The organism is Pantoea pleuroti (assembly GCF_014156615.1).
GTDB lineage: Bacteria > Pseudomonadota > Gammaproteobacteria > Enterobacterales > Enterobacteriaceae > Pantoea > Pantoea agglomerans.
This window is the reverse complement of the sequence record NZ_SBFD01000002.1, coordinates 147,770-167,683: the sequence shown is the minus strand read 5'-3', so window position 1 is coordinate 167,683 and position 19,914 is coordinate 147,770. Positions and strand designations below refer to the sequence as shown.

The 19,914-nt window shown below is 54.3% G+C and carries 21 protein-coding genes; 8 read left to right on the top strand and 13 right to left on the bottom strand.

All coding sequences use genetic code 11. From position 1 onward, the window contains the following. The first annotated feature begins 227 nt into the window (after positions 1 to 227). The 3 genes from EPG66_RS04750 to EPG66_RS04740 all read left to right on the top strand — a co-directional run bounded on the left by EPG66_RS04750 (position 228) and on the right by EPG66_RS04740 (position 4,682). Positions 228 to 1,763, top strand: coding sequence for a glucan biosynthesis protein G (locus EPG66_RS04750; RefSeq protein ID WP_182686427.1), 1,536 nt, complete (start codon positions 228 to 230; stop codon positions 1,761 to 1,763). Next, positions 1,756 to 4,308: a glucans biosynthesis glucosyltransferase MdoH gene (mdoH, locus tag EPG66_RS04745; protein ID WP_115758933.1), complete on the top strand. Its 2,553-nt coding sequence runs from the start codon at positions 1,756 to 1,758 to the stop codon at positions 4,306 to 4,308. Before EPG66_RS04750 ends, mdoH begins: the two co-directional genes overlap by 8 nt. 134 nt (positions 4,309 to 4,442) lie before the next feature. Further along, complete coding sequence (locus tag EPG66_RS04740; protein WP_010669829.1) at positions 4,443 to 4,682, top strand: YceK/YidQ family lipoprotein; 240 nt, start codon at positions 4,443 to 4,445, stop codon at positions 4,680 to 4,682. Here the strand turns inward: EPG66_RS04740 and EPG66_RS04735 are convergent. The 3 genes from EPG66_RS04735 to EPG66_RS04730 all read right to left on the bottom strand — a co-directional run bounded on the left by EPG66_RS04735 (position 4,673) and on the right by EPG66_RS04730 (position 6,923). Continuing rightward, positions 4,673 to 5,074: a MysB family protein gene (locus tag EPG66_RS04735; protein WP_064704827.1), complete on the bottom strand. Its 402-nt coding sequence runs from the start codon at positions 5,072 to 5,074 to the stop codon at positions 4,673 to 4,675. The genes EPG66_RS04740 and EPG66_RS04735 overlap by 10 nt on opposite strands. Before the next feature lie 130 nt (positions 5,075 to 5,204). Beyond that, entirely contained in the window at positions 5,205 to 5,471 is a 267-nt protein-coding gene (locus EPG66_RS22970) for a hypothetical protein (protein ID WP_052270943.1), read from the bottom strand. Between the two features lie 528 nt (positions 5,472 to 5,999). Further along, entirely contained in the window at positions 6,000 to 6,923 is a 924-nt protein-coding gene (locus EPG66_RS04730; protein WP_010246409.1) for a Kdo(2)-lipid IV(A) acyltransferase, read from the bottom strand. A gap of 252 nt (positions 6,924 to 7,175) precedes the next feature. Here EPG66_RS04730 and trhO point away from each other — a divergent pair, with 252 nt between their 5' ends. After that, positions 7,176 to 8,225 (top strand): oxygen-dependent tRNA uridine(34) hydroxylase TrhO, encoded by a 1,050-nt coding sequence (trhO, locus tag EPG66_RS04725; RefSeq protein WP_010246407.1) that lies wholly within the window; start codon positions 7,176 to 7,178, stop codon positions 8,223 to 8,225. A 39-nt stretch (positions 8,226 to 8,264) separates the two neighbouring features. On the opposite strand, the gene EPG66_RS04720 is transcribed toward trhO, so the two are convergent. The 9 genes from EPG66_RS04720 to grxB form a co-directional block, all read right to left on the bottom strand. Next, a complete protein-coding gene (locus EPG66_RS04720; protein ID WP_010669831.1) occupies positions 8,265 to 8,840 on the bottom strand; it encodes a YceI family protein in 576 nt (191 codons plus the stop codon). A 1-nt stretch (position 8,841) separates the two neighbouring features. Then, a complete protein-coding gene (locus tag EPG66_RS04715) occupies positions 8,842 to 9,417 on the bottom strand; it encodes a cytochrome b (RefSeq protein WP_029519566.1) in 576 nt (191 codons plus the stop codon). A gap of 295 nt (positions 9,418 to 9,712) precedes the next feature. Next, positions 9,713 to 10,825, bottom strand: a complete 1,113-nt coding sequence (solA, locus tag EPG66_RS04710) for an N-methyl-L-tryptophan oxidase (RefSeq protein WP_064704829.1) — start codon at positions 10,823 to 10,825, stop codon at positions 9,713 to 9,715. Positions 10,826 to 10,919: 94 nt separating this feature from the next. Further along, entirely contained in the window at positions 10,920 to 11,174 is a 255-nt protein-coding gene (gene bssS / locus EPG66_RS04705) for a biofilm formation regulator BssS (protein WP_003849911.1), read from the bottom strand. A 247-nt stretch (positions 11,175 to 11,421) separates the two neighbouring features. Further along, positions 11,422 to 11,694 carry a hypothetical protein gene (locus tag EPG66_RS04700; RefSeq protein WP_010246397.1) on the bottom strand — a complete coding sequence of 91 codons (273 nt, stop codon included), beginning with the start codon at positions 11,692 to 11,694 and terminating at the stop codon, positions 11,422 to 11,424. A 145-nt stretch (positions 11,695 to 11,839) separates the two neighbouring features. Beyond that, positions 11,840 to 12,085, bottom strand: coding sequence for a DNA damage-inducible protein I (dinI, locus tag EPG66_RS04695; protein WP_010246395.1), 246 nt, complete (start codon positions 12,083 to 12,085; stop codon positions 11,840 to 11,842). Between the two features lie 62 nt (positions 12,086 to 12,147). Next, the gene (gene pyrC, locus EPG66_RS04690; RefSeq protein ID WP_060679927.1) at positions 12,148 to 13,191 is read right to left on the bottom strand and encodes a dihydroorotase; all 1,044 of its coding nucleotides are present in this window, start codon (positions 13,189 to 13,191) and stop codon (positions 12,148 to 12,150) included. Between the two features lie 133 nt (positions 13,192 to 13,324). Then, positions 13,325 to 13,888 carry a lipoprotein gene (locus EPG66_RS04685; RefSeq protein WP_010246390.1) on the bottom strand — a complete coding sequence of 188 codons (564 nt, stop codon included), beginning with the start codon at positions 13,886 to 13,888 and terminating at the stop codon, positions 13,325 to 13,327. Between the two features lie 113 nt (positions 13,889 to 14,001). Then, positions 14,002 to 14,649, bottom strand: coding sequence for a glutaredoxin 2 (grxB, locus tag EPG66_RS04680; RefSeq protein WP_033757257.1), 648 nt, complete (start codon positions 14,647 to 14,649; stop codon positions 14,002 to 14,004). A 299-nt stretch (positions 14,650 to 14,948) separates the two neighbouring features. Here grxB and rimJ point away from each other — a divergent pair, with 299 nt between their 5' ends. The 4 genes from rimJ to murJ all read left to right on the top strand — a co-directional run bounded on the left by rimJ (position 14,949) and on the right by murJ (position 18,776). Then, positions 14,949 to 15,539: a ribosomal protein S5-alanine N-acetyltransferase gene (rimJ, locus tag EPG66_RS04675; RefSeq protein WP_031593649.1), complete on the top strand. Its 591-nt coding sequence runs from the start codon at positions 14,949 to 14,951 to the stop codon at positions 15,537 to 15,539. Positions 15,540 to 15,555: 16 nt separating this feature from the next. Beyond that, positions 15,556 to 16,194: a YceH family protein gene (locus EPG66_RS04670; RefSeq protein WP_182686104.1), complete on the top strand. Its 639-nt coding sequence runs from the start codon at positions 15,556 to 15,558 to the stop codon at positions 16,192 to 16,194. A gap of 1 nt (position 16,195) precedes the next feature. Then, positions 16,196 to 17,116 carry a Gfo/Idh/MocA family protein gene (locus tag EPG66_RS04665; protein WP_182686103.1) on the top strand — a complete coding sequence of 307 codons (921 nt, stop codon included), beginning with the start codon at positions 16,196 to 16,198 and terminating at the stop codon, positions 17,114 to 17,116. Positions 17,117 to 17,237: 121 nt separating this feature from the next. Beyond that, positions 17,238 to 18,776 (top strand): murein biosynthesis integral membrane protein MurJ, encoded by a 1,539-nt coding sequence (gene murJ / locus EPG66_RS04660; RefSeq protein ID WP_010246379.1) that lies wholly within the window; start codon positions 17,238 to 17,240, stop codon positions 18,774 to 18,776. Positions 18,777 to 19,478: 702 nt separating this feature from the next. Here the strand turns inward: murJ and flgN are convergent. Further along, the gene (gene flgN / locus EPG66_RS04655) at positions 19,479 to 19,910 is read right to left on the bottom strand and encodes a flagellar export chaperone FlgN (protein WP_010246377.1); all 432 of its coding nucleotides are present in this window, start codon (positions 19,908 to 19,910) and stop codon (positions 19,479 to 19,481) included. Positions 19,911 to 19,914: the final 4 nt, after the last annotated feature.

Below are 19,914 nucleotides of genomic sequence, written 5' to 3'. Positions count from 1 at the left end.
AAACCGGATTATGCTCTGTGAAAATTCTACCTGGGATAAACCAGGTATACTATCAGTGGAATCCGTAGTGTCTAATTGTCCTAAAAGTAGCGTAATGCCAGACGAAATGCGGGAACAATGTTGCGCATAAGCTGTCGGAAAACCGAATAATCCTTTAAGATAAACGGGTTTGATTTAAGCACACGAAAGGGGGGGATGTGCCGACTAAAGAAAAAAATAAAGCCGGACTGATGAAGGTACGCTGGATTGGTACTGCAGTTCTGCTGGCGTTGTACGCCAATAACAGTTGGGCGTTTAACATCGATGATGTTGCCAAACAAGCCAAAGCGTTGGCAGGGAAAAGCTTCGAAGCGCCTAAAAGCAATTTACCCTCTCAATTTCGTGAAATGAAATTTGCTGATTATCAGCAGATCCAGTTTAACCACGATAAAGCGTATTGGGGCAAACTGCGCACGCCGTTCAAGCTGGAGTTTTATCATCAGGGTATGTATTTCGATACCCCGGTGCAGATCAACGAAGTGACCGCCAGCGCGGTGCGCGAGATTAAATACAACCCCGATTATTTTAATTTCGGTAATGTAAAACATGACGCGGATGCGGTAAAAAACCTCGGTTTTGCCGGTTTCAAAGTGCTTTACCCACTCAACAACAAGGGTAAAAACGATGAGATCGCCAGCTTCCTGGGCGCGAGCTATTTCCGTGTCATCGGTGCCGGTCAGGTTTATGGCCTGTCGGCGCGTGGACTTGCCATCGATACGGCGCTGCCGTCCGGTGAAGAGTTCCCGCGCTTTAAAGAGTTCTGGATTCAGCGTCCTAAACCACAGGACAAACAGCTGGTGATCTACGCACTGCTCGATTCGCCGCGTGCGGCGGGTGCGTATCGCTTTGTGCTGCATCCGGGTGACGCTTCAACGGTTGATGTGCAGTCAAAAGTTTACCTGCGTGATAATGTCGGCAAACTGGGTATTGCACCGCTGACCAGTATGTTCCTGTTTGGTCAGAACCAGCCATCAACGGTGAACAACTTCCGTCCGGCACTGCACGACTCTGACGGTCTCTCTATCCACAATGGCAACGGGGAGTGGATTTGGCGTCCGCTGAACAACCCGCGTCATCTGGCAGTGAGCACCTTCACCATCGAGAATCCGAAAGGGTTTGGTCTGCTGCAGCGTGGGCGTGACTTTAACAACTATCAGGATCTTGATGACCGCTATGATCTTCGTCCAAGCGGCTGGGTTGAGCCAATAGGCGACTGGGGTAAAGGCCGGGTTGAACTGGTTGAAATCCCGACGGCAGATGAAACCAACGACAACATCGTTGCGTTCTGGACGCCGGAGACACTGCCAGAGCCTGGCAAAGAGATGAACTTCAAATATCGTCTGCACTTCTCGCGCGACGAAAACCAGCTGCACTCCGATGATACGGCCTGGGTCAAAAATACCCTGCGTTCAGCGGGTGACGTCAAGCAGTCTAATCTGGTGCGTCAGCCGGATGGCACCGTGGCTTTCACCATCGACTTCGTGGGTAAAGACATGAGCAAGATGGCGGAAAACAGTCAGGTGGCACCGCAGGTCAGCGTGGGTAAAAATGCTGATGTGGTTGAACAGAGCGTACGTTATAACCCGGTCACCAAAGGCTGGCGTCTGGTGTTGCGTCTGCGTGTGAAAGATGCCAAACAGTCCACCGAAATGCGTGCGTCCCTGGTTAGCGGCGACAAGACATTGACGGAAACCTGGAGCTATCAGTTACCTGCCAATGAATAAATCGACTTTTACACCTCAACGTTATGTGGAATCTCTGCCGCTGGATGCGGCAGGGAAGGCCCGCCTGAGCGTCTCATTGCAGAATGCCGGCGAGTTCCACTTCATCCATGATGTGCTGGGCAGGGATGTCGCAGCCAGTGACCGTCCCGACGATGCGCCGTTAAAATCGGTCTCATCGCGGGTTGAAATGGCCTGGCCCGATTCGCTGGCCGAAGGTCAGCAGTTGGGTAAAGATTATCTCGACCGCACCACGCTGAAGGCGATGCCGAAGGTCAAACGCTCACTGATGTTCCCGGAAGCCTGGCGCACCAACCCGGTCGCCCGTGCCTGGGACTCACTGCGTGGACACAAATCGGTGCCGCGTTATGCCAATGCGGAAGAGCGACGTGCCGAGGAAAAGTGGCGTCATGTCGGTTCGATTCGACGCTACATTCTATTGATCCTGACCATTTTCCAGACTGTGGTCGCCACCTGGTACATGAAGAGTATTCTGCCGTATCAGGGCTGGACGCTTCTGGATCCGATGGAGATGATCAATCAGAACTGGCAGCAGTCAGTGATGCAGATCCTGCCTTATTTGTTGCAGACCGGCATCCTGTTCCTGTTCGCCATACTCTTCTGCTGGGTCTCTGCCGGTTTCTGGACGGCCCTGATGGGCTTCCTGCAGCTGCTGATTGGACGTGATAAATACAGTATCTCTTACTCAACGGTCGGAGATGAACCGCTTAACCCGGAACATCGTACCGCGCTGATTATGCCGATCTGTAACGAAGACGTTGAGCGTGTTTACGCCGGTCTGCGTGCGACCTGGGAGTCGGTGGTTCGTACCGGTAACGCTGAACACTTCGACGTCTATATCCTCAGCGACAGTTACGATGCGGATATCGCGATTGCCGAACAGAAAGCCTGGATGGAACTGGTGCGGGATGTTGGCGGGGCAGGCAAGATTTTCTATCGCCGTCGTCGTCGTCGTGTGAAGCGTAAAAGCGGAAACATTGATGACTTCTGTCGTCGCTGGGGCAGCAACTACAGCTACATGGTGGTGCTGGATGCCGATAGCGTCATGAGCGGAGAGTGTCTCACCGGTCTGGTACGCATGATGGATGCCAACCCGAATGCCGGGATCATCCAGTCGTCGCCGAAAGCATCGGGTATGGATACGCTTTATGCGCGCTGTCAGCAGTTTGCGACCCGCGTCTATGGTCCGTTGTTTACCGCCGGTCTGCATTTCTGGCAGCTGGGCGAGTCTCACTACTGGGGTCACAACGCCATTATCCGCGTGAAACCCTTTATTGAGCACTGTGCCCTGGCACCGTTACCGGGAGAGGGCTCCTTTGCGGGTTCAATCATGTCGCATGACTTCGTAGAAGCTGCGCTGATGCGTCGTGCCGGTTGGGGCGTCTGGATTGCCTATGACCTGCCGGGATCCTATGAAGAACTGCCACCGAACCTGCTGGATGAGCTGAAACGTGACCGCCGCTGGTGTCACGGCAACCTGATGAACTTCCGCCTGTTCCTGGTGAAAGGGATGCACCCGGTTCACCGTGCGGTGTTCCTGACGGGTGTGATGTCCTACCTCTCGGCTCCGCTGTGGTTTATGTTCCTGGCGCTCTCCACTGCCCTGCAGGTAGTGCATACGCTGATGGAACCGACCTACTTCCTGCAACCGCGGCAGCTCTTCCCGGTCTGGCCGCAGTGGCGTCCTGAACTGGCGATAGCGCTGTTCTCGACCACCATGGTGCTGCTGTTCCTGCCGAAAATGCTGAGTGTGGTGTTGATCTGGTTTAAAGGATCGAAGGCCTACGGCGGACCTCTGCGGCTGCTGGCTTCACTGGTGCTGGAAACGCTGTTCTCGGTGCTGCTGGCTCCGGTGCGTATGCTGTTCCATACGGTATTTGTGGTCAGCGCCTTCCTCGGCTGGGAAGTTGTGTGGAACTCACCGCAGCGTGATGACGATGCAACACCGTGGAGCGAGGCGTTTAAACGTCACGGTTCGCAGATGGCATTAGGTCTGGTGTGGGCGATTGGTATGGGACTGCTGGATCTTAACTTCCTGTGGTGGCTGGCACCGATTGTCTTCTCACTGATTCTGTCGCCGTTTGTCTCGGTCATGTCGAGCCGCGCAACGCTGGGAATTAAGAGCAAGAAAGCGAAGCTGTTCCTTATCCCGGAAGAGTACTCGCCGCCGCAGGAGCTGGTGGATACCGATCGCTATGTGGTGCTGAACCGTCAGCGCGCGCTGGAAAATGGCTTTATGCATGCCTTATTCCATCCTGCCTTCAACGCGCTGGCAACGGCACTGGCCACATCGCGCCACAAGCAGAGTCAGTTACTGGACTATGCGCGTGACCGTCGGGTTGATCAGGCGCTGAGCGATGCGCCGGATAAACTGGGCCGCGAACAGCGTCTGCAGCTGATCAGCGATCCGGTGGTACTGGCCCGTGTTCATACCCGACTGTGGGAAGATGCGGACAAGTATCATCAGTGGGTTGAGAGTTATCAGAAACTCACACTCAACCCCAACGCGCTGGCAACCAACGCGTAATCTGAAAAAGCGGCAGCGATGCCGCTTTTTTTATCGGATTAAAACAGCGATTCGCTGATAAATTTATTGCTGGCAGTCACCGCGAGCAGCGTGTGACGATCTCAATGGCTGTTTCTTCATGGCGGATATGAGTGTTGAAAGGGTGCTTAAAGGCGGGTGTTATCGTCGCGGCTGTGCTCTGCTTAAGCGGATGCGGCAGTATTATCAGTCGTACCATTCCCGGGCAGGGGCACGGTAATCAGTACTATCCCGGCGTACAGTGGGATGTTCGCGACAGCGGATGGCGGGTCCTGACGATCCTCGACCTGCCGCTGTCGCTGGTGGTTGATACCCTGTTGTTACCGGTGGATGCCAGCCACGGTCCTTACGAGTAACTGCGATCGGAATCGCTGTTATCATCTTCCCACTCTTGCGCGGCGGCTTCGCCCTCTTCGGTGTCCAGCGGCGGCTCCAGCTGGAACTCGCCGTCATCCCACTCGTGCAGGGTATTTTCTGCTAACCACTCCTGACGCAGTTCCACTTCGTCAAAATCTGCATCAAAAATAGCCTGTGCCGCTTCACCGCTACGGTAAGGCAGACATTCGCCTGATTCACCTTCTTCTGCCATGAATTCAGCCTGCCACATGATATCGCCATCCTGCATCACATACTTTTGCAGACCAAACTGGCTGATTGATGCATCCCCCTCCTCAAGCTCTGGGTGGTTAGCGAGGAACTCTTCACGTGCAGCATCGATGGCTTCCTCTAAGGTACTGTACATGCTCATCGCTCTTCTCCTTCACGGGTCTTTGACTATGGATTTATTTGATTTCAATGAAGGATAGACGAAATCTGAAGGAGGGAAAGGTCAGGCCGGTGCAACTGGCGGGAAATAAGCCATTTCCCGCCGGTCAGGGTCACATCATCTTTTGCGGAAAATGCAAAACCGGTTGAACGGACTCATGAATCACGGGTGCTGAGTAGCGGATACAACATTTTATACATGGCTTAACTTTCTTAAAATTAATCCTTGCGATGGAGAGGGCCTGACTCAAGTTATATAACGTGCCGATAAATATGACCTCTTCTTTATCAGGCATACGCTTGCACCCTTTACGATGAAGAAAGTGATAATTTTCCTGATCGGTACCAATTGTAACGTAATAGTAGAGACCTTTGTTCATATTAACTGTCCCATTAGAGGTTTGCTGTGTTGTCTTTTTATAATTCTGGCCAGAGCCGTTAAAGGCCTGACTGTTACAAACGAAACTACCGATAAGCTTTAATTTCTTCAAATGCCATAACGGTCTATCGGGATGTTAAAAAGATGTAAAATGGAATATAAGCCAAATCCGCAAGGCAATAGCTTGTATTGTAAGTTAATTTTTACCGATTCATAAGCAGTGAGACACCGTTAAGACCGGCTAAATAGGATTAGGCCTGGCGTGCAGAATAATCAGCGCCATCACGCATTTAATAGCACTCGCTGCAATATTAATTAATAAAAAGCGAAACAGGCTGAATGCCGCCTGCCGTCCTGTTAATTGATAAGCAGTTTTAACTTTAAACAGAGAGAAATTATATTATGAATACGGGCGTTTATTAATTACTGGACCTGCGGTTTCGCTTACAGGAGGAGTCAGGCATGAGTGATTTATTTAGCGGGGGAGTAAAATGCGCTAAATGCCTGACAGACATTTAGCGCGAAATGATTAGTAGCGTGAGGGTTCGCCCTCGGGGCGCGTTTTAAAGCGGCGGTGCAACCACATGTACTGTTCCGGTGCCAGCAGCACACCCTCTTCAACAACCTGATTCATTCTGGTTGCGGTTGCGACATCACTTTCCAGCGTAAATTCGCCGCTGATGTCAGGCAGTATCATCAGTTCATAGCCGCGCCCCCCAGGCAGACGACGCGGTACGAAAGGGATGACAGCCGGTTTACCGGTGCGGATCAGCAGATGGGTGCCCACCGTTGTGGCCGCTTTTTCCACGCCAAAGAAGGGCACAAAGACGCTGCTGCGCGGGCCATAATCGTGGTCGGGCGCATACCAGATAATGTCACCCTGTTTCAGTGCGCGGATCATTCCTTTGAGATCTTTACGGTCGAGCATGCTTTTATTCGACCGCATCCGACCTTTGACCTGAAGCCAGTCGATCAGTTTGTTGTCATTAGGGCGATAGACGCCAATGCCAGGGTTATGGATACCAAACATGCGTGCACCAATCTCCAGCGTCAGAAAGTGCATGCCGATAAGCAACACGCCGCGCTGGCTATCGCGCGCCTGCTGAATATGCTCCAGCCCCGAAGGCGTATGCCATTTATTGATGCGCCAGTCAGGCCAGAACCACGCCATACCGGTCTCGATTAATCCCATGCCGACCGATTCGAAATTGTGTTTAACCATCGCTTCGCGTTCATTTACCGGCATATCCGGAAAACTTAATTCCAGATTACGCCGGGAAATACTGACGCGGTGTTTCATAAAACGCATCCCAATGCGGCCAATATTACAGCCGAGAACATAAAGCAGGGGATAAGGAAGTAGCACCAAAAGATAAAGAGAAGCGACACCCAGCCAGGTCAGCCAATAGCGCGGGTGAAGCAGTTCTCGTGAAAACTGAGGCAACTGAGTCATGTGAAGGTTAATTTTCCTGCGTCGCGCACCGTGCGGTGCTGATATCTCGTTGATTTACACTATTGTGCCAGTTTTTGACGTGCGCTTAAATATCACTATCGGAACGTGCCATCAATGAACAAAGGTTAATAGTCCAATGTTGCTGGAAAAAACGGCAACAGGCGATCAATCTGGTCACTGGCCTTTGCATCCCGGTGAAATCAGGTATCATGTGCGCGCTAAATTTCTTCTATTGATAACAGGACGAACACCATGCCAGTGTTACATAACCTCGTTTCCAATAAAGAGCTGAAGGCGCGCATGCTGGCTGAAACCGAGCCGCGCACCACTGTCTCTTTTTATAAATATTTCCAGATTGCCGATCCCAAAGCATTCCGTGACGCGCTCTATCTTGGCCTGACGGCTCTTAAGGTCTTTGGTCGCGTTTACGTGGCCCACGAAGGCATCAATGCGCAGATCAGCGTGCCAGCCAGCCAGTATGAAAAGATGAAAGAATGGCTATATGGCTTTGATCCGGCGCTGAATAACCTGCGGATGAATATTGCGCTGGATGATGATGGTAAATCGTTCTGGGTGCTGCGTCTGAAAGTACGCGACCGCATTGTCGCGGACGGTATTGAAGACGACAGTTTTGATGCCAGCGATGTGGGTCAGTATCTTAAAGCGGCGGACGTTAACGCCATGCTGGACGATCCTGACGCCCTGTTCGTGGATATGCGTAACCACTACGAATATGAAGTGGGTCGCTTCGACAACGCGCTGGAAGTGCCTGCTGACACCTTCCGCGATCAGCTGCCGATGGCGGTTGAGATGCTGCAGGATCAGAAAGACAAAAAGATCGTAATGTACTGCACCGGCGGGATCCGCTGTGAAAAGGCCAGCGCCTGGATGCGGCACAACGGCTTTGAGGATGTCTATCACATTGAGGGCGGTATCATAGAGTATGCCCGACGCGCCCGTGAGCAGGGATTACCGGTACGCTTCAAAGGCAAAAACTTTGTTTTTGATGAGCGGATGGGTGAGAGGATCTCTGACGATGTGTTGTCGAACTGTCATCAGTGCGGCGAACCCTGTGATACCCACGTTAATTGCGTCAATGACGGTTGTCATCTGCTGTTTATTCAGTGCAAAAGCTGCGCGGAGAAGTTTGAGAACTGCTGTAGCCCGATCTGCCAGGAAGAGGCGAAGCTCTCACCGGAAGAGCAGCGTGCGCGTCGGGCAGGACGTGAAAATGGCAACAAAATCTTTAACAAGTCGCGTGGCCTGTTAAACATGACCATTCCCTCGCCGCTGAAGAAATAAGCGTGGCCGCCTGAAGTCAGCTTCAGGCGGCTTGCTCTTTTACTGGCGTACACCCTCAACCGAGATCATCAGCTGAACCTTCTGGGAAGCTGGCCCCAGATCTTTGGTGATGTTGAAATCTTTCAGTGCAATTTCCCCTTCGGCCTCAAAGCCAGCGCGGTAGCCGCCCCACGGATCTTTACCTTCTCCCAGCATTTTTGCCTCGAGCGTTACCGGTTTGGTCACGCCATTCAGCGTAAGGTCGCCAGTAATCTTCAGCTCATCACCCTCTTTTTTTACCGCTGTGGATTTGAACGTGGCCTGCGGGTTTTTGCTGGTGTTCAGGAAGTCCGCACTGCGCAGGTGCTTGTCACGTTCAGCATGGTTAGTATCGATACTGCTGGTGTTAATAGTGACGTCGACTTTATCTGCGGCAGGATTCTTCTCATCAAAGGTGAAGCGGCCATCAAAATCCTTAAAGGTGCCGTAGAGCCAGCTGTAACCCAGATGCTGGATACGGAACTGAATAAAGGCGTGCTGGCCCTCTTTATCGATTTTGTAGTCAGCGGCAGAGGCGGTGAGTGAGCCGAGCAGCAGACTGGCACCGGTCATCGCCAGCAGGGTCTTTTTAAACATATTATTTATCCTTTTCAGAGGGAGAGGTGAAACGCAAACCCGACATCCGTTTTAAGGTGATATCGCGATCGATAAAGTGATGTTTTACCGCAGCCAGACCATGCAGCAGTGACAGGACCACAACCGTCCAGGCCAGCCAGAGGTGAATGTCGCCCGCAAGATCAGCCTGTTCGCCAGCACCGCTGAACAGCGCGGGCAGGGTGAACCAGCTGAATACTGAGATGGGTTTGCCATCGGCGGTGGAGATCAGATAGCCGCTGATCAGAATCGCCAGCAGCAGGGTATACAGTAACAGGTGGGCCACCACCGAACTGATGCGTACCAGCGGGGAATAACTGCTAAGCGGTTTTGGCGGCGGTGAAATAACGCGCCACAGCAGGCGAACGATCAGCGTCAGCAACAGGATCACGCCGATGCTTTTATGGATCTCAGGCGCGTCGTGATACCAGCTGTCGTAATAGCCGAGGCCGACCATCCATAATCCCAGCGCGAACATGGCATAAATCGCCAGCGCCATCGACCAGTGCAACAGCACGGCAACCAGGCCAAACTGATGAGATGAATTACGTAATAACATAATGGGGTTTTCATGAAGTAATAATCTGAAATAAGCATCCACATTATGAAATATAAAAGCAACCATCCTTACGCTTCTATAACTTTAATTTTATATTGTGAAAAGGTTGAATAAACCGGGCGTGAAATGCGCAATATTACTGAATGAGTTATTTCTGACGCGCTGGTCGTCAACTAAAAAGGGCCGGAATTAACCATAAGGGCGAAATATAATCTGGCCTTATGTCAGTAATAGTCAGTTTTTGTCAAAGCCTGTCAATCGGGCGGCATCAACCTGATACCACCCTTTATCAGAGTCAGAAACGTGAGAGGCGGAAGGGGGTCAGATCAAAAGAGAACGGTTTTTGCTGGGCAAATTCTGCAGCCAGTTCGCCCAATACGCTGGCAAATTTAAACCCGTGTCCACTAAGCCCGGTAATTAACAAGCGGTCTGGTTCACCCGGCAGGGTATCAATAATAAAGTCTTCATCCGGGCTAAAATCGTAGCTGCAGGCTTCGCCATGCAGACAGACACCGACGCCAGGTAAAAACTGACGCAGAAATCCAAAAGCTTCACTGCCATCGGCCGCCACCGCGCCAAAAGGTTTACGATCCTCAGGCTGCTGCATCAACTGACCGCCATCATGACGACCCACTTTCAGGGCGTTGTTATCCGCCGGGAAGCCATAAAACTGGCTGCCATCGCCCATTTCCACCGTAAAACCGGGAAACTTATTGTTCTCACTGTAGCGGCCATCTGCCTGATACCAGGCGAATACCTTGCGGGTGGGCGCAACCGGCAGGTCAGGCACTAATTTGCCAACCCAGGTGCCCGCACTGATCAACATTTTGCGGCCCCGGTAGACGCCATCCAGGGTAGTGACCTGCTGCAGATCGCCATCGCGACCCAGCTCTGAAACCGGGCAGTTAAACAGCTGCGCGCAGCCCGCCTGCTCCGCCAGCTGGATCCAGCTGCGTACCGCCTGTTCACATTTCAGATAGCCAGACTGCGGCTCAAATACGCCCAGATAGCCCTCAGGCACATTGATTTGTGGCCAGCGCCTGCGCACGTCGTCAGGCTGCATCACCTCGATATTGAGCTGCCAGCGGGTCGCGCTGTCGATAACGTTCTGAATAAACGGCGACTGATTCGGGGCGAGGTTAAGTACGCCGCTGCGATGCATGATGCGCTCACCGGCACGCTGTTCCAGCTCATCCCACAGCGTTTGCGCCCGCAGAACCAGGGGAACATAGCGTTCACCTTCACCATAAGCGTGACGAATCAGCCGGCTCTCGCCATGATGTGTGCCCTGATTATGGGGAGGATGGGCGCTGTCGATCATTAACACCGATAAACCCGCCTGGGTGGCATAGTAGCCTGCCGCCGCGCCCACAGAACCGCTGCCAACGACGATAAGATCATAAATCATGGTAACTACGCTCTAAGAGACAGATAATCAAAAGCATACCAGAAACAGAAACGAAAAAGGCACCCCTGAGGGCGCCTCTTTGATGCGGCAGAAATTAATGCTTATTGAGGAGTCGTTCTATCTGCTCGGCTGACTCTATCTTGGCGATGCCTGCTTCGAGGATCGAGATAAATTGCCTTGCCACATCCGTTGTCAGCCAGTATGTCGGGCCAACATCCGCTTCTTCTTCTTTTTGATCCTGCGACGACAACGAGTGCAGGCGGATCATCATGGCGTCATAGCTGTCAACGGTACTGATATCCCAGCCCACCAGTGGGTGAGTCTGTATAACGTCTTTTCTTCTGTCCATTATAACCTCCTTATTACTCGTTAAACGAAGTGCATGATGAGGTTCAATGCGGCTTTTTTATTCCAATAGCGAAACAATTATAACAGTAAACGAGGGTATCACTGTTTAAAAAATGCCGTGAGTCAGCTTCTCACAGAATATTTGCGTTTGAAAGAGGGGGTAAAAAAATAAAATGCCTGACGGGCAGGCATTTTTATCAGCAGTCAAAAGACAGGCAAAAAGCGGGCTATGCCGCGTGAGCGGGGACTCAGAGAGCCGGCGTTTCTGGCACTACGCCGCCGCCGCGTTTTTGCAGTGTTTCTGCCAGACGGGCAAAGTGCTGCTGAAGCTGCTCATCATGGTTTTGATTTTGGGCTTCCAGCGACAGATTGTGTACCAGTAGCTGACTGGCACGATCGTCAAGACAGAAAATCAGACTGGAAAAGGCATTTTCCAGCACCGTTAAACGACGCTTCTGATCACCAATCAGTGCTAACAACTCACCAAAGGTCATCGCCTCTTCCGGTTTATCAGTAGTCATGGTGTCGCACCTCCTGTTATGCGTGACGAGCGCAAGGATAGGGCATTGATCATTAAGAGTCTAGATGCAGGACGGGGTAAGTGCGAGAGGGGAGAAAAGATAAAAAAACCGGGTGGCGACACCCGGAAAAAAAGCACAGTGGCGGTTAATCAGTATTGAACCAGTCATCAGCGCTTTCCCACGTCTGCTGCAGGATTTCGCTGATCTGGTCGCGCGTCTCTTTTCCACCGCCCAGCACGCTGAGATTATTGGCACTGGCATAACGTACCTTGACGTGATTGGTCGAGTCAGGGAACTGTTCATCAATGCGGCGCGATAATTCATCGCTCAACGCTTCTATCGCACCAGCAGGAAGAGGTCGGGTATTTGATACGGTAATTTCAACGCGCATAACAGCCTCCGTTTAAGATACTGTATATATTTACAGTATCAGCAGGCCGGAGGCAAGTAAAATTATGCGATGCGCCAGTTCAGCGTTTCACCCGCCAGGAACGGCACCAGTGAGTGGCTGCCGAGTGCGATGGACTCTGGCACCTGCCAGGGCTCACGCACCAGGGTGATCGTCCCTTCATTCAGCGGCAGGCCGTAAAAACGCGGGCCATTCTCCGAACAGAACGCTTCAAAATGTTCCAGCGCGTTCAGCTCTTCAAAGACGGTGGCGTAAGCGGGTAACGACGCTGGCGCATTAAATACCCCCGCGCAGCCGCAACTGGCCTCTTTAAGATGACGCAGATGCGGTGCTGTGTCGGTGCCGAGGAAGACGCGCGGATGACCACTCGCCACTAATTTGCGCAAAGCCTCCTGATGCACGTTGCGCTTAAGAATCGGCAGGCAATAGAGGTGCGGACGAATTCCGCCCACCAGCATGTGATTACGGTTAAACATCAAATGCTGCGGGGTAATGGTCGCGCCCAGCGTCTCATCGGCGGCGGCAACATATTCTGCGGCGTCCTGAGTGGTAATGTGCTCCATAACTACTTTCAGTGCCGGAAACTGGCTGCGCAGCGGCACCATGACCGTTTCGATAAACCGGGCTTCGCGGTCAAAAATGTCGACATGGGCATCGGTGACTTCGCCGTGGATCAGCAGTGGCATACCGAGCTTCTGCATCCGCTCCAGCACGCGGGCAATGGAGGCGATATCGGTAACGCCATGGCTGGAGTTCGTCGTAGCGTGCGCCGGATAGAGCTTAGCCGCGGTAAACAGACCGGAGGTGAAACCGCGCTCAAGCTCATCAGGATCAAGCGAGTCGGTCAGATAGCAGGTCATCAGCGGCGTAAAGGCGTGATCGGCGGGCAGCGCCGCCAGGATGCGATCGCGGTACGCTTCACCTGCTGCCACGCTGGTCACCGGCGGCACCAGGTTAGGCATCACAATGGCACGACCATTCACCGCGCTGGTATAGGGCAGGACCGTGTTGAGCATCTCATCGTCGCGCAGATGAATATGCCAGTCGTCAGGGCGACGCAGGGTAAGTTGCTGAGGTTGTGCTGTCATCAGTGAAGCTCCGGCAGAAGGGAAACAAAAGGCGTGTTTTGGCCGGGGTCTAAGCATAAGGATTCAGGCAACCGTTTGCACCTGCTTTTTATGCTGATAAAGAAAATCCGCGCCAGGGGCGCGGATAACGGCGTTACTGCGTAAAGGGAATAACCAGTTCGCCAGGTTTCACTTCCAGTCCTTTGGCAAACTTCTTCGCCAGCGACTCGCCTTTGCTGCGGTCGGCGCTGAGCACGTAAGCCGGCTTTTGATCAAAGTAGTTTTTCAGCGACTGATTCAGATAAGGCGTCAGCGTTTTCATAATGGAGGCCATTTTTTCCGGCGCAACCTGCGCATCAACAATTTCCAGATCGCGCAGATAGATTGCACCCTGCTGCTGGTCATAGACCGGCTGAGCACGCATCTTCAGTTGCATATCGGCCTGCTGCGGACCAAACAGTGACGTCACATTGATTTTAGCATTGCCAGAGAGCGTCACTTTACCTGGCTCTTCACGGCCAATCTGACTGGTCAGGTTGTTCAGGACGATGTGCGCATTAACCAGCCCGGAAACGCCAATATCTTTCTCATAGTTGTTGTGCTTCTGCAGCGCCTGGTTTACTTCCTGTTCGCTGATGGTGTATTGCGTCAGTTGATTACAGCCGCTCACCAGCAGCGCGATCAACAGGGCAGTCAGCCCGAAAAAAGCCTTTTTCATCGATCTTATCCTGAATAGCAGAGCCAATAAACAGGCCATAGCCTGCCTGAATGCGTAGCGGGTGTCATCAGGAAAGAGATGAGAAACGCCGCAGCGTCTCTCATCGGGAGGGGTTAGTGAGCTATCGAGGAGAGCAGATTCACCTGGGTCTGTTTAGCCATGTTATCGCGGTAGTCAGCGACCCGGCTCGGCCAGTCGATACCGGCCACCAGCGTCAGAGAGCGCAGCAGCGGGAAGAGATTAAAATCATCTTCGGACAGCTCGCCATTCACCGCATTGGGCTGGGCGATTAATTTGTCCAGCTTGCGCAGATCGTCGCTGACGTTTTTGATCAGGCCAGCAGAGTGACTTTTCAGCGTGTCGAAATCACCGATGCTCGCCTGCTTTTTGTTGCGGAAATAGTCACGCGCCTCAGGCGTCGCAAATTCGGCAAACGCCGCTTCTGCAATGCGCGGCAGCAGCAGTTTATTGACATAGCTGTTCATGTGACGCAGCCAGTCGCCGATCGCCGGATTCAGCGCGCCGATGATCAGCGGTTCGCCATCCTGCTGATCGACATAGTGTACGATCTCCATACTTTCAGGCATCGCGCTGCCATCCTGCTTCTGCAGAATGGGCGCCATTTTCTGTCCGATCAGTCGTTTCGGCGTCTCTTCATCGTCGTTGAGCATTACCACCAGCTCAACCGGTTTGTTTTTCAGGCCAAAAATCATTCGCGCTTTAACGCAGAAAGGGCAGTGGTCGTAGATATAGAGCTTCATCCTGATCTCCCGGGTTTTACAGGTTTAGTGTTTAACAGAGTGAATCAATTCATCCTGCTTTCGGGCTCGTAAAAAGTATGGAAGAGATTACCCCACAGGGCAAACCTGCCTGTCAGGCGCGCTGCAGGATCCGCTGGTGATGCTGCCTGCAGCAGGGGTTATCCGCGGTGCGACCCGAGCAAAATCAGCCTCTTTATCGCTAAACCGCTGTAACGTTTTACCGCAGCCCAGGCGGCGGTTATAGTGAAAGCCGGGTAATGACGGCTCATCTCTATCAGCCATTGATTTCAGGAGTCAGGATGTTTGGCTATCGTTCTGCCGCGCCCAGGGTGCGATTAACCACCGATCGGCTGGTGGTCCGTCTGGTTCACGAGCGTGATGCCTGGCGAATGGCAGATTACTACGCGGAAAACCGCCTGTTTTTAAAGCCGTGGGAGCCGGTGCGCGATGACAGCCACTGCTATCCCTCGGGCTGGCAGGCGCGGCTCGGGCTGATTTCCGACATGCATAAGCAGGGTTCGGCCTTCTATTTCATTTTAATGGACAGCAATGAAACCGAAGTGAGGGGAGTGGCGAACTTCAGCAACGTGTTGCGTGGATCCTTTCATGCCTGTTACCTCGGCTATTCACTGGGTGAAAAGTGGCAGGGGCAGGGGTTCATGTTCGAAGCGTTGCAGGTGGCTATCCGCTATATGCAGCGCCAGCAGCATATTCACCGCATCATGGCTAACTACATGCCGCACAACCAGCGCAGCGGCGATCTGCTGGCGCGACTCGGTTTTGAGAAAGAGGGTTACGCGAAAGATTATCTGCTGATCGACGGACGCTGGCAGGATCACGTGCTGACAGCCTTAACCCTGCGGGAATGGACGCCTGACCGGCGTGGATAATAATGAGGATGCGAGCATGAAGATGACTTTATCGGCGCAGGCGATGCGCGTGCTGGGCTGCCTGCTGGAGAAGCAGGTCACCACGCCGGAACAGTATCCGCTGTCACTGAATGGCGTGGTGGTTGCCTGTAACCAGAAATCGAACCGCGAGCCGGTGATGGAGCTGAGCGAAAGTGAGGTACAGGATCAGCTCGATAAGCTGGAAAAACGGCATCTGATTACCGCCAGCAGCGCCGCCGGGCAGCGGGTCGTGAAATATGAGCAGCGTTTCTGCAACTCCGCGTTTGGCACGCTAAAGCTTAACAGTGCAGAAGTCGCTCTGCTGACGCTGCTGTTACTGCGCGGGCCCCAGACGCCAGGCGAACTGCGTACCCGCAGCGGTCGTCTGCACGAGTTCAGTGATGTCAGCGAAGTTGAGCAAACGCTGGAAGGATTGATGCAGCGCGACGACAGTGCTCAGGTGATCCGTCTGTCGCGTGAACCTGGCAAGCGCGAAAGCCGCTTTATGCATCTGCTGGGCGATGAGCCTGACCAGCCGCAGGCAGCAGACGCGTCGGAAGAGCAGGGCGATCTGGCGGCGCGGGTCGCAACGCTGGAACAGCAGGTTGCAGCGCTTCAGACACAACTCACCCAACTGCTGCAACCGGAGAGCTGAGATGACCTTACGTATTGGCGTAGTGGGATTAGGCGGTATCGCGCAGAAAGCCTGGCTGCCGGTGCTGTCGGCGGCGACGGACTGGACCCTGGCAGGGGCGTTTTCCCCGAACCAGGCCAAAGCCCGGCCGGTCTGTGACAGCTATCGCATGCCATGTTTTGGTTCGCTGAATGAATTAGCCGCTGCCTGCGACGCGGTCTTTGTCCACAGCAGCACCGCCACGCACTATGAAGTGGTCAGGGCGCTGCTGCTGGCAGGAAAGGATGTCTGCGTCGATAAGCCGCTGGCTGAAACCCTGGAGCAGGCTGAGGCGCTGGTGGCGCTGGCGGAAAAACGGCAGCGTAAGCTGATGGTGGCGTTTAACCGGCGGTTCGCCCCGCGCTATCAGCAGTTGCGGGCAGAGATGGCGGACGCCGCTTCTCTGCGGATTGAAAAGCACCGTAGCGACAGCGTCGGGCCACAGGATCTCCGCTTTACCCTGCTCGATGACTATCTGCATGTGGTGGACACCGCTCTCTGGCTGGGCGGGAAACCCTTTCGCCAGGTTCAGGGACGCATCGACACCAACGAACAGGGGCAGATGCTCTATGCTGAGCACCATTTCGCTGTTGAGGGCTTGTCGATTACCACCAGCATGCACCGGCGCGCAGGCAGTCAGCGCGAGCGGGTCAGCGCAGTATGTGACGGTCAGTGCATCGACATCAGTGAGATGCGCGACTGGCAGGAAGAACGGCGTGACGGGCTGCTGATTACGCCACCGCCCGCCTGGCAGAGTCATCTGACCCAGCGCGGTTTCAGCGGTGCGGCTCGCCATTTCATCGACTGCGTACAAAATCAGACGAAGCCTGAAACCAGCGGTGAGCAGGCGCTGATGGCGCAGCGTGTGGTGGAAAAATTGTGGCGTGAGGCGACGCAGGAATAACGCCTTGTAACACTCCGTGCTGGTCATTTCCCTCCGTGGCAGTAGACTGTCGCCGGGCATCTTCTGGGTGCCCGCGCTAATTCTCCTTTTTGCTGATTCTTTTCAGGATGCGCCGTCAATTATGAATTTGTTGAAATCGCTGGCAGCGGTCAGTTCTATGACCCTGTTTTCCCGCGTACTGGGCTTTGCCCGTGATGCCATCGTGGCGCGGGTGTTTGGCGCCGGAATGGCGACCGATGCGTTCTTTGTTGCGTTTAAACTTCCCAATCTGCTGCGGCGTATTTTTGCTGAAGGCGCCTTTTCTCAGGCCTTCGTGCCCATTCTGGCTGAATATAAAAGCAAGCAGGGCGAAGAGGCGACGAAACTGTTCCTGGCTTACGTCTCGGGCCTGCTGACGCTGGCGCTGGCGCTGGTCACGGTGGCGGGCATGATTGCTGCGCCCTGGGTCATCATGGTGACGGCACCCGGCTTTGCCGACAGTCCCGATAAGTTTGCGCTCACCAGCTCGCTGCTGCGGGTGACCTTTCCCTATATTATGCTGATTTCGCTGGCGTCACTGGCGGGTGCGGTGCTGAATACCTGGAACCGCTTCTCGGTACCGGCCTTTGCACCGACCCTGCTGAACGTCAGCATGATTGGCTTTGCGCTGTTTGCCGCGCCGCACTTCCACCCACCGGTAATGGCGCTGGCCTGGGCCGTGGTGGCTGGCGGCGTGCTGCAACTCGGCTATCAGCTGCCACACCTGAAGAAACTCGGGATGCTGGTGCTGCCACGCCTGAATCTGCGTGATGCGGGCGTCTGGCGGGTCATGCGTCAGATGGGACCTGCCATTCTGGGCGTTTCTGTCAGTCAGATCTCACTGATCATCAACACCATCTTCGCCTCGTTTCTGGTCTCAGGTTCGGTCTCCTGGATGTACTACGCGGACCGCCTGATGGAGTTCCCCTCGGGTGTGCTGGGCGTGGCGCTGGGCACCATTCTGCTGCCGTCGCTGGCCAAAAGTTTTGCCAGCGGCAACCATGATGAATATTCCCGGCTGATGGACTGGGGTCTGCGCCTCTGTTTCCTGCTGGCGCTTCCCAGCGCGGTAGCGCTGGGCATGCTCTCCGGCCCGCTGACCGTGGCGCTGTTCCAGTACGGCAAATTCACTGCCTTTGATGCACTGATGACGCAGCGCGCCCTGATCGCCTACTCCGTCGGACTGATGGGGCTGATCGTGGTCAAGGTGCTGGCTCCGGGCTTCTATTCCCGTCAGGACATCAAAACGCCGGTTAAAATCGCGATTATCACGCTGATCATGACGCAGGTAATGAACCTGGCGTTTATTGGTCCGCTGAAACACGCCGGTCTGTCACTGTCGATTGGGCTGGCAGCCTGTCTGAATGCGTCGCTGCTCTACTGGCAGCTGCGTAAGAAGAATATATTTATGCCGCAGCCGGGCTGGAGCAGCTTCCTGATCCGCCTGCTGATAGCCGTAGTGGTGATGGCAGGCGCGCTGTTTGCCATGCTGCAGTGGATGCCAGCCTGGGAGCAGGGATCGATGCTGTGGCGGCTGCTGCGACTGGCCGCGGTCTGTGGTGTGGGCGGCGGGGCCTACTTCCTGGCGCTGGGGCTGCTGGGCTTCCGGCTGCGCGACTACGCGCGTCGCACCGCTGTGTAATGTTTGCCACAATGAGTAAACTTAACTCCCTGTGAAAATACAATATCAAAGCGAATCGTAACCGAGGGCCTAAATCACGCCATAAAAAATCCCGCATCAGGCGTAATGCCAGTCAGTTAAGCGACAGGTGATAACGCAGTCTGGTGCCGGGCAGGGGCTGGCGGTCCTCGCGCCGCTGCGGGGTTCCTTCACGTCATTCCTCTGCCTGACGGACCGCCGGGGATGGCACATCCTGTGCCGCCCCGCCTTTCGCCCGCGTGCTGCGGGCTCTCCTGGCAGACTGATTCTGTTCAGCGCTGCGGATTGCCTGCCCCTGCCCGCCACCGGCCTGCTCTGAAACTTCAGTGTGTATTGTTAAAAAGAGCACGAGAGTGAAGGCCTGAGCGCCTCTGCTGCTGAAAGGGCTATCCGCAGCGCTGAGGCGCTCAGGCGGGCCAGAAGTCCACGCCGGGAAGCGTGGAGAGTTCGGGGCCGGCCATGGAGGGCCGATCCCCGAACGGTTCGTCGGCACGACGTCAAAGCCGAAGGCACCGCATGAGCGGCGCGAGGACGGCCCGGCAGCAGCAGAGGTGCGCTGGCCCGCACTGCGGCTCGCCCGCCCGGAAAAAAGTCTGCCACGTTTGACCGTGGCAGCCTTTACAAATCTAATCTTAACTGATCAGCATTACGCACCAGGCGGGATTTTTTTCGCTACTATCCGGTTCAGGCTTTGCGACTTAACGTCGCCTGGCCTTTACCCATCCCATCCGGGCCGTAAAATGCCTGGGTCTGATGCGGCTTCAGCACGTCAAGCGCATCCTGGGTGTAGCGGATCTGGTGTTGCAGCAGCAGGCCGTTATGAACATTGGCATCCTGCAGACGACGGCTATGCTGCTGGATAGTGTCCCAGCGGCGCGCCATGTCGTTCTGACCACGATAAGGTGCAGATGTCGCCTGACTCTGTTCAGCGGTGCGGCGCATCTCATCCAGATAGTTCAGCGTACTGAGCAGCGCGCTTTTATCTTCGGTAATACGCTGCAACAGATTGCTGTTAATGTTTCCGGCGGCCAGCTGCTGCTGCTCTTCTTCCAGCACGGCTGAGAGCGACGCCAGCACGTCCTGCATCTTATCTAAGGTGGTCTGCAAATTACTCATGGGA

What these genes read in the sequence shown, in the direction of transcription:
- EPG66_RS04700 (WP_010246397.1), bottom strand. Translation starts at nt 11,694, where the DNA reads ATGACTACTGATAAACCGGAAGAGGCGATGACCTTTGGTGAGTTGTTA.
- EPG66_RS04730 (WP_010246409.1), bottom strand. Translation starts at nt 6,923, where the DNA reads ATGACTCAGTTGCCTCAGTTTTCACGAGAACTGCTTCACCCGCGCTAT.
- EPG66_RS04715 (WP_029519566.1), bottom strand. Translation starts at nt 9,417, where the DNA reads ATGTTATTACGTAATTCATCTCATCAGTTTGGCCTGGTTGCCGTGCTG.
- EPG66_RS04670 (WP_182686104.1), top strand. Translation starts at nt 15,556, where the DNA reads ATGAAGATGACTTTATCGGCGCAGGCGATGCGCGTGCTGGGCTGCCTG.
- murJ (WP_010246379.1), top strand. Translation starts at nt 17,238, where the DNA reads ATGAATTTGTTGAAATCGCTGGCAGCGGTCAGTTCTATGACCCTGTTT.
- flgN (WP_010246377.1), bottom strand. Translation starts at nt 19,910, where the DNA reads ATGAGTAATTTGCAGACCACCTTAGATAAGATGCAGGACGTGCTGGCG.
- rimJ (WP_031593649.1), top strand. Translation starts at nt 14,949, where the DNA reads ATGTTTGGCTATCGTTCTGCCGCGCCCAGGGTGCGATTAACCACCGAT.
- EPG66_RS04720 (WP_010669831.1), bottom strand. Translation starts at nt 8,840, where the DNA reads ATGTTTAAAAAGACCCTGCTGGCGATGACCGGTGCCAGTCTGCTGCTC.
- solA (WP_064704829.1), bottom strand. Translation starts at nt 10,825, where the DNA reads ATGATTTATGATCTTATCGTCGTTGGCAGCGGTTCTGTGGGCGCGGCG.
- pyrC (WP_060679927.1), bottom strand. Translation starts at nt 13,191, where the DNA reads ATGACAGCACAACCTCAGCAACTTACCCTGCGTCGCCCTGACGACTGG.
- grxB (WP_033757257.1), bottom strand. Translation starts at nt 14,649, where the DNA reads ATGAAGCTCTATATCTACGACCACTGCCCTTTCTGCGTTAAAGCGCGA.
- EPG66_RS22970 (WP_052270943.1), bottom strand. Translation starts at nt 5,471, where the DNA reads ATGAACAAAGGTCTCTACTATTACGTTACAATTGGTACCGATCAGGAA.
- EPG66_RS04665 (WP_182686103.1), top strand. Translation starts at nt 16,196, where the DNA reads ATGACCTTACGTATTGGCGTAGTGGGATTAGGCGGTATCGCGCAGAAA.
- mdoH (WP_115758933.1), top strand. Translation starts at nt 1,756, where the DNA reads ATGAATAAATCGACTTTTACACCTCAACGTTATGTGGAATCTCTGCCG.
- bssS (WP_003849911.1), bottom strand. Translation starts at nt 11,174, where the DNA reads ATGGACAGAAGAAAAGACGTTATACAGACTCACCCACTGGTGGGCTGG.
- trhO (WP_010246407.1), top strand. Translation starts at nt 7,176, where the DNA reads ATGCCAGTGTTACATAACCTCGTTTCCAATAAAGAGCTGAAGGCGCGC.
- EPG66_RS04735 (WP_064704827.1), bottom strand. Translation starts at nt 5,074, where the DNA reads ATGAGCATGTACAGTACCTTAGAGGAAGCCATCGATGCTGCACGTGAA.
- dinI (WP_010246395.1), bottom strand. Translation starts at nt 12,085, where the DNA reads ATGCGCGTTGAAATTACCGTATCAAATACCCGACCTCTTCCTGCTGGT.
- EPG66_RS04685 (WP_010246390.1), bottom strand. Translation starts at nt 13,888, where the DNA reads ATGAAAAAGGCTTTTTTCGGGCTGACTGCCCTGTTGATCGCGCTGCTG.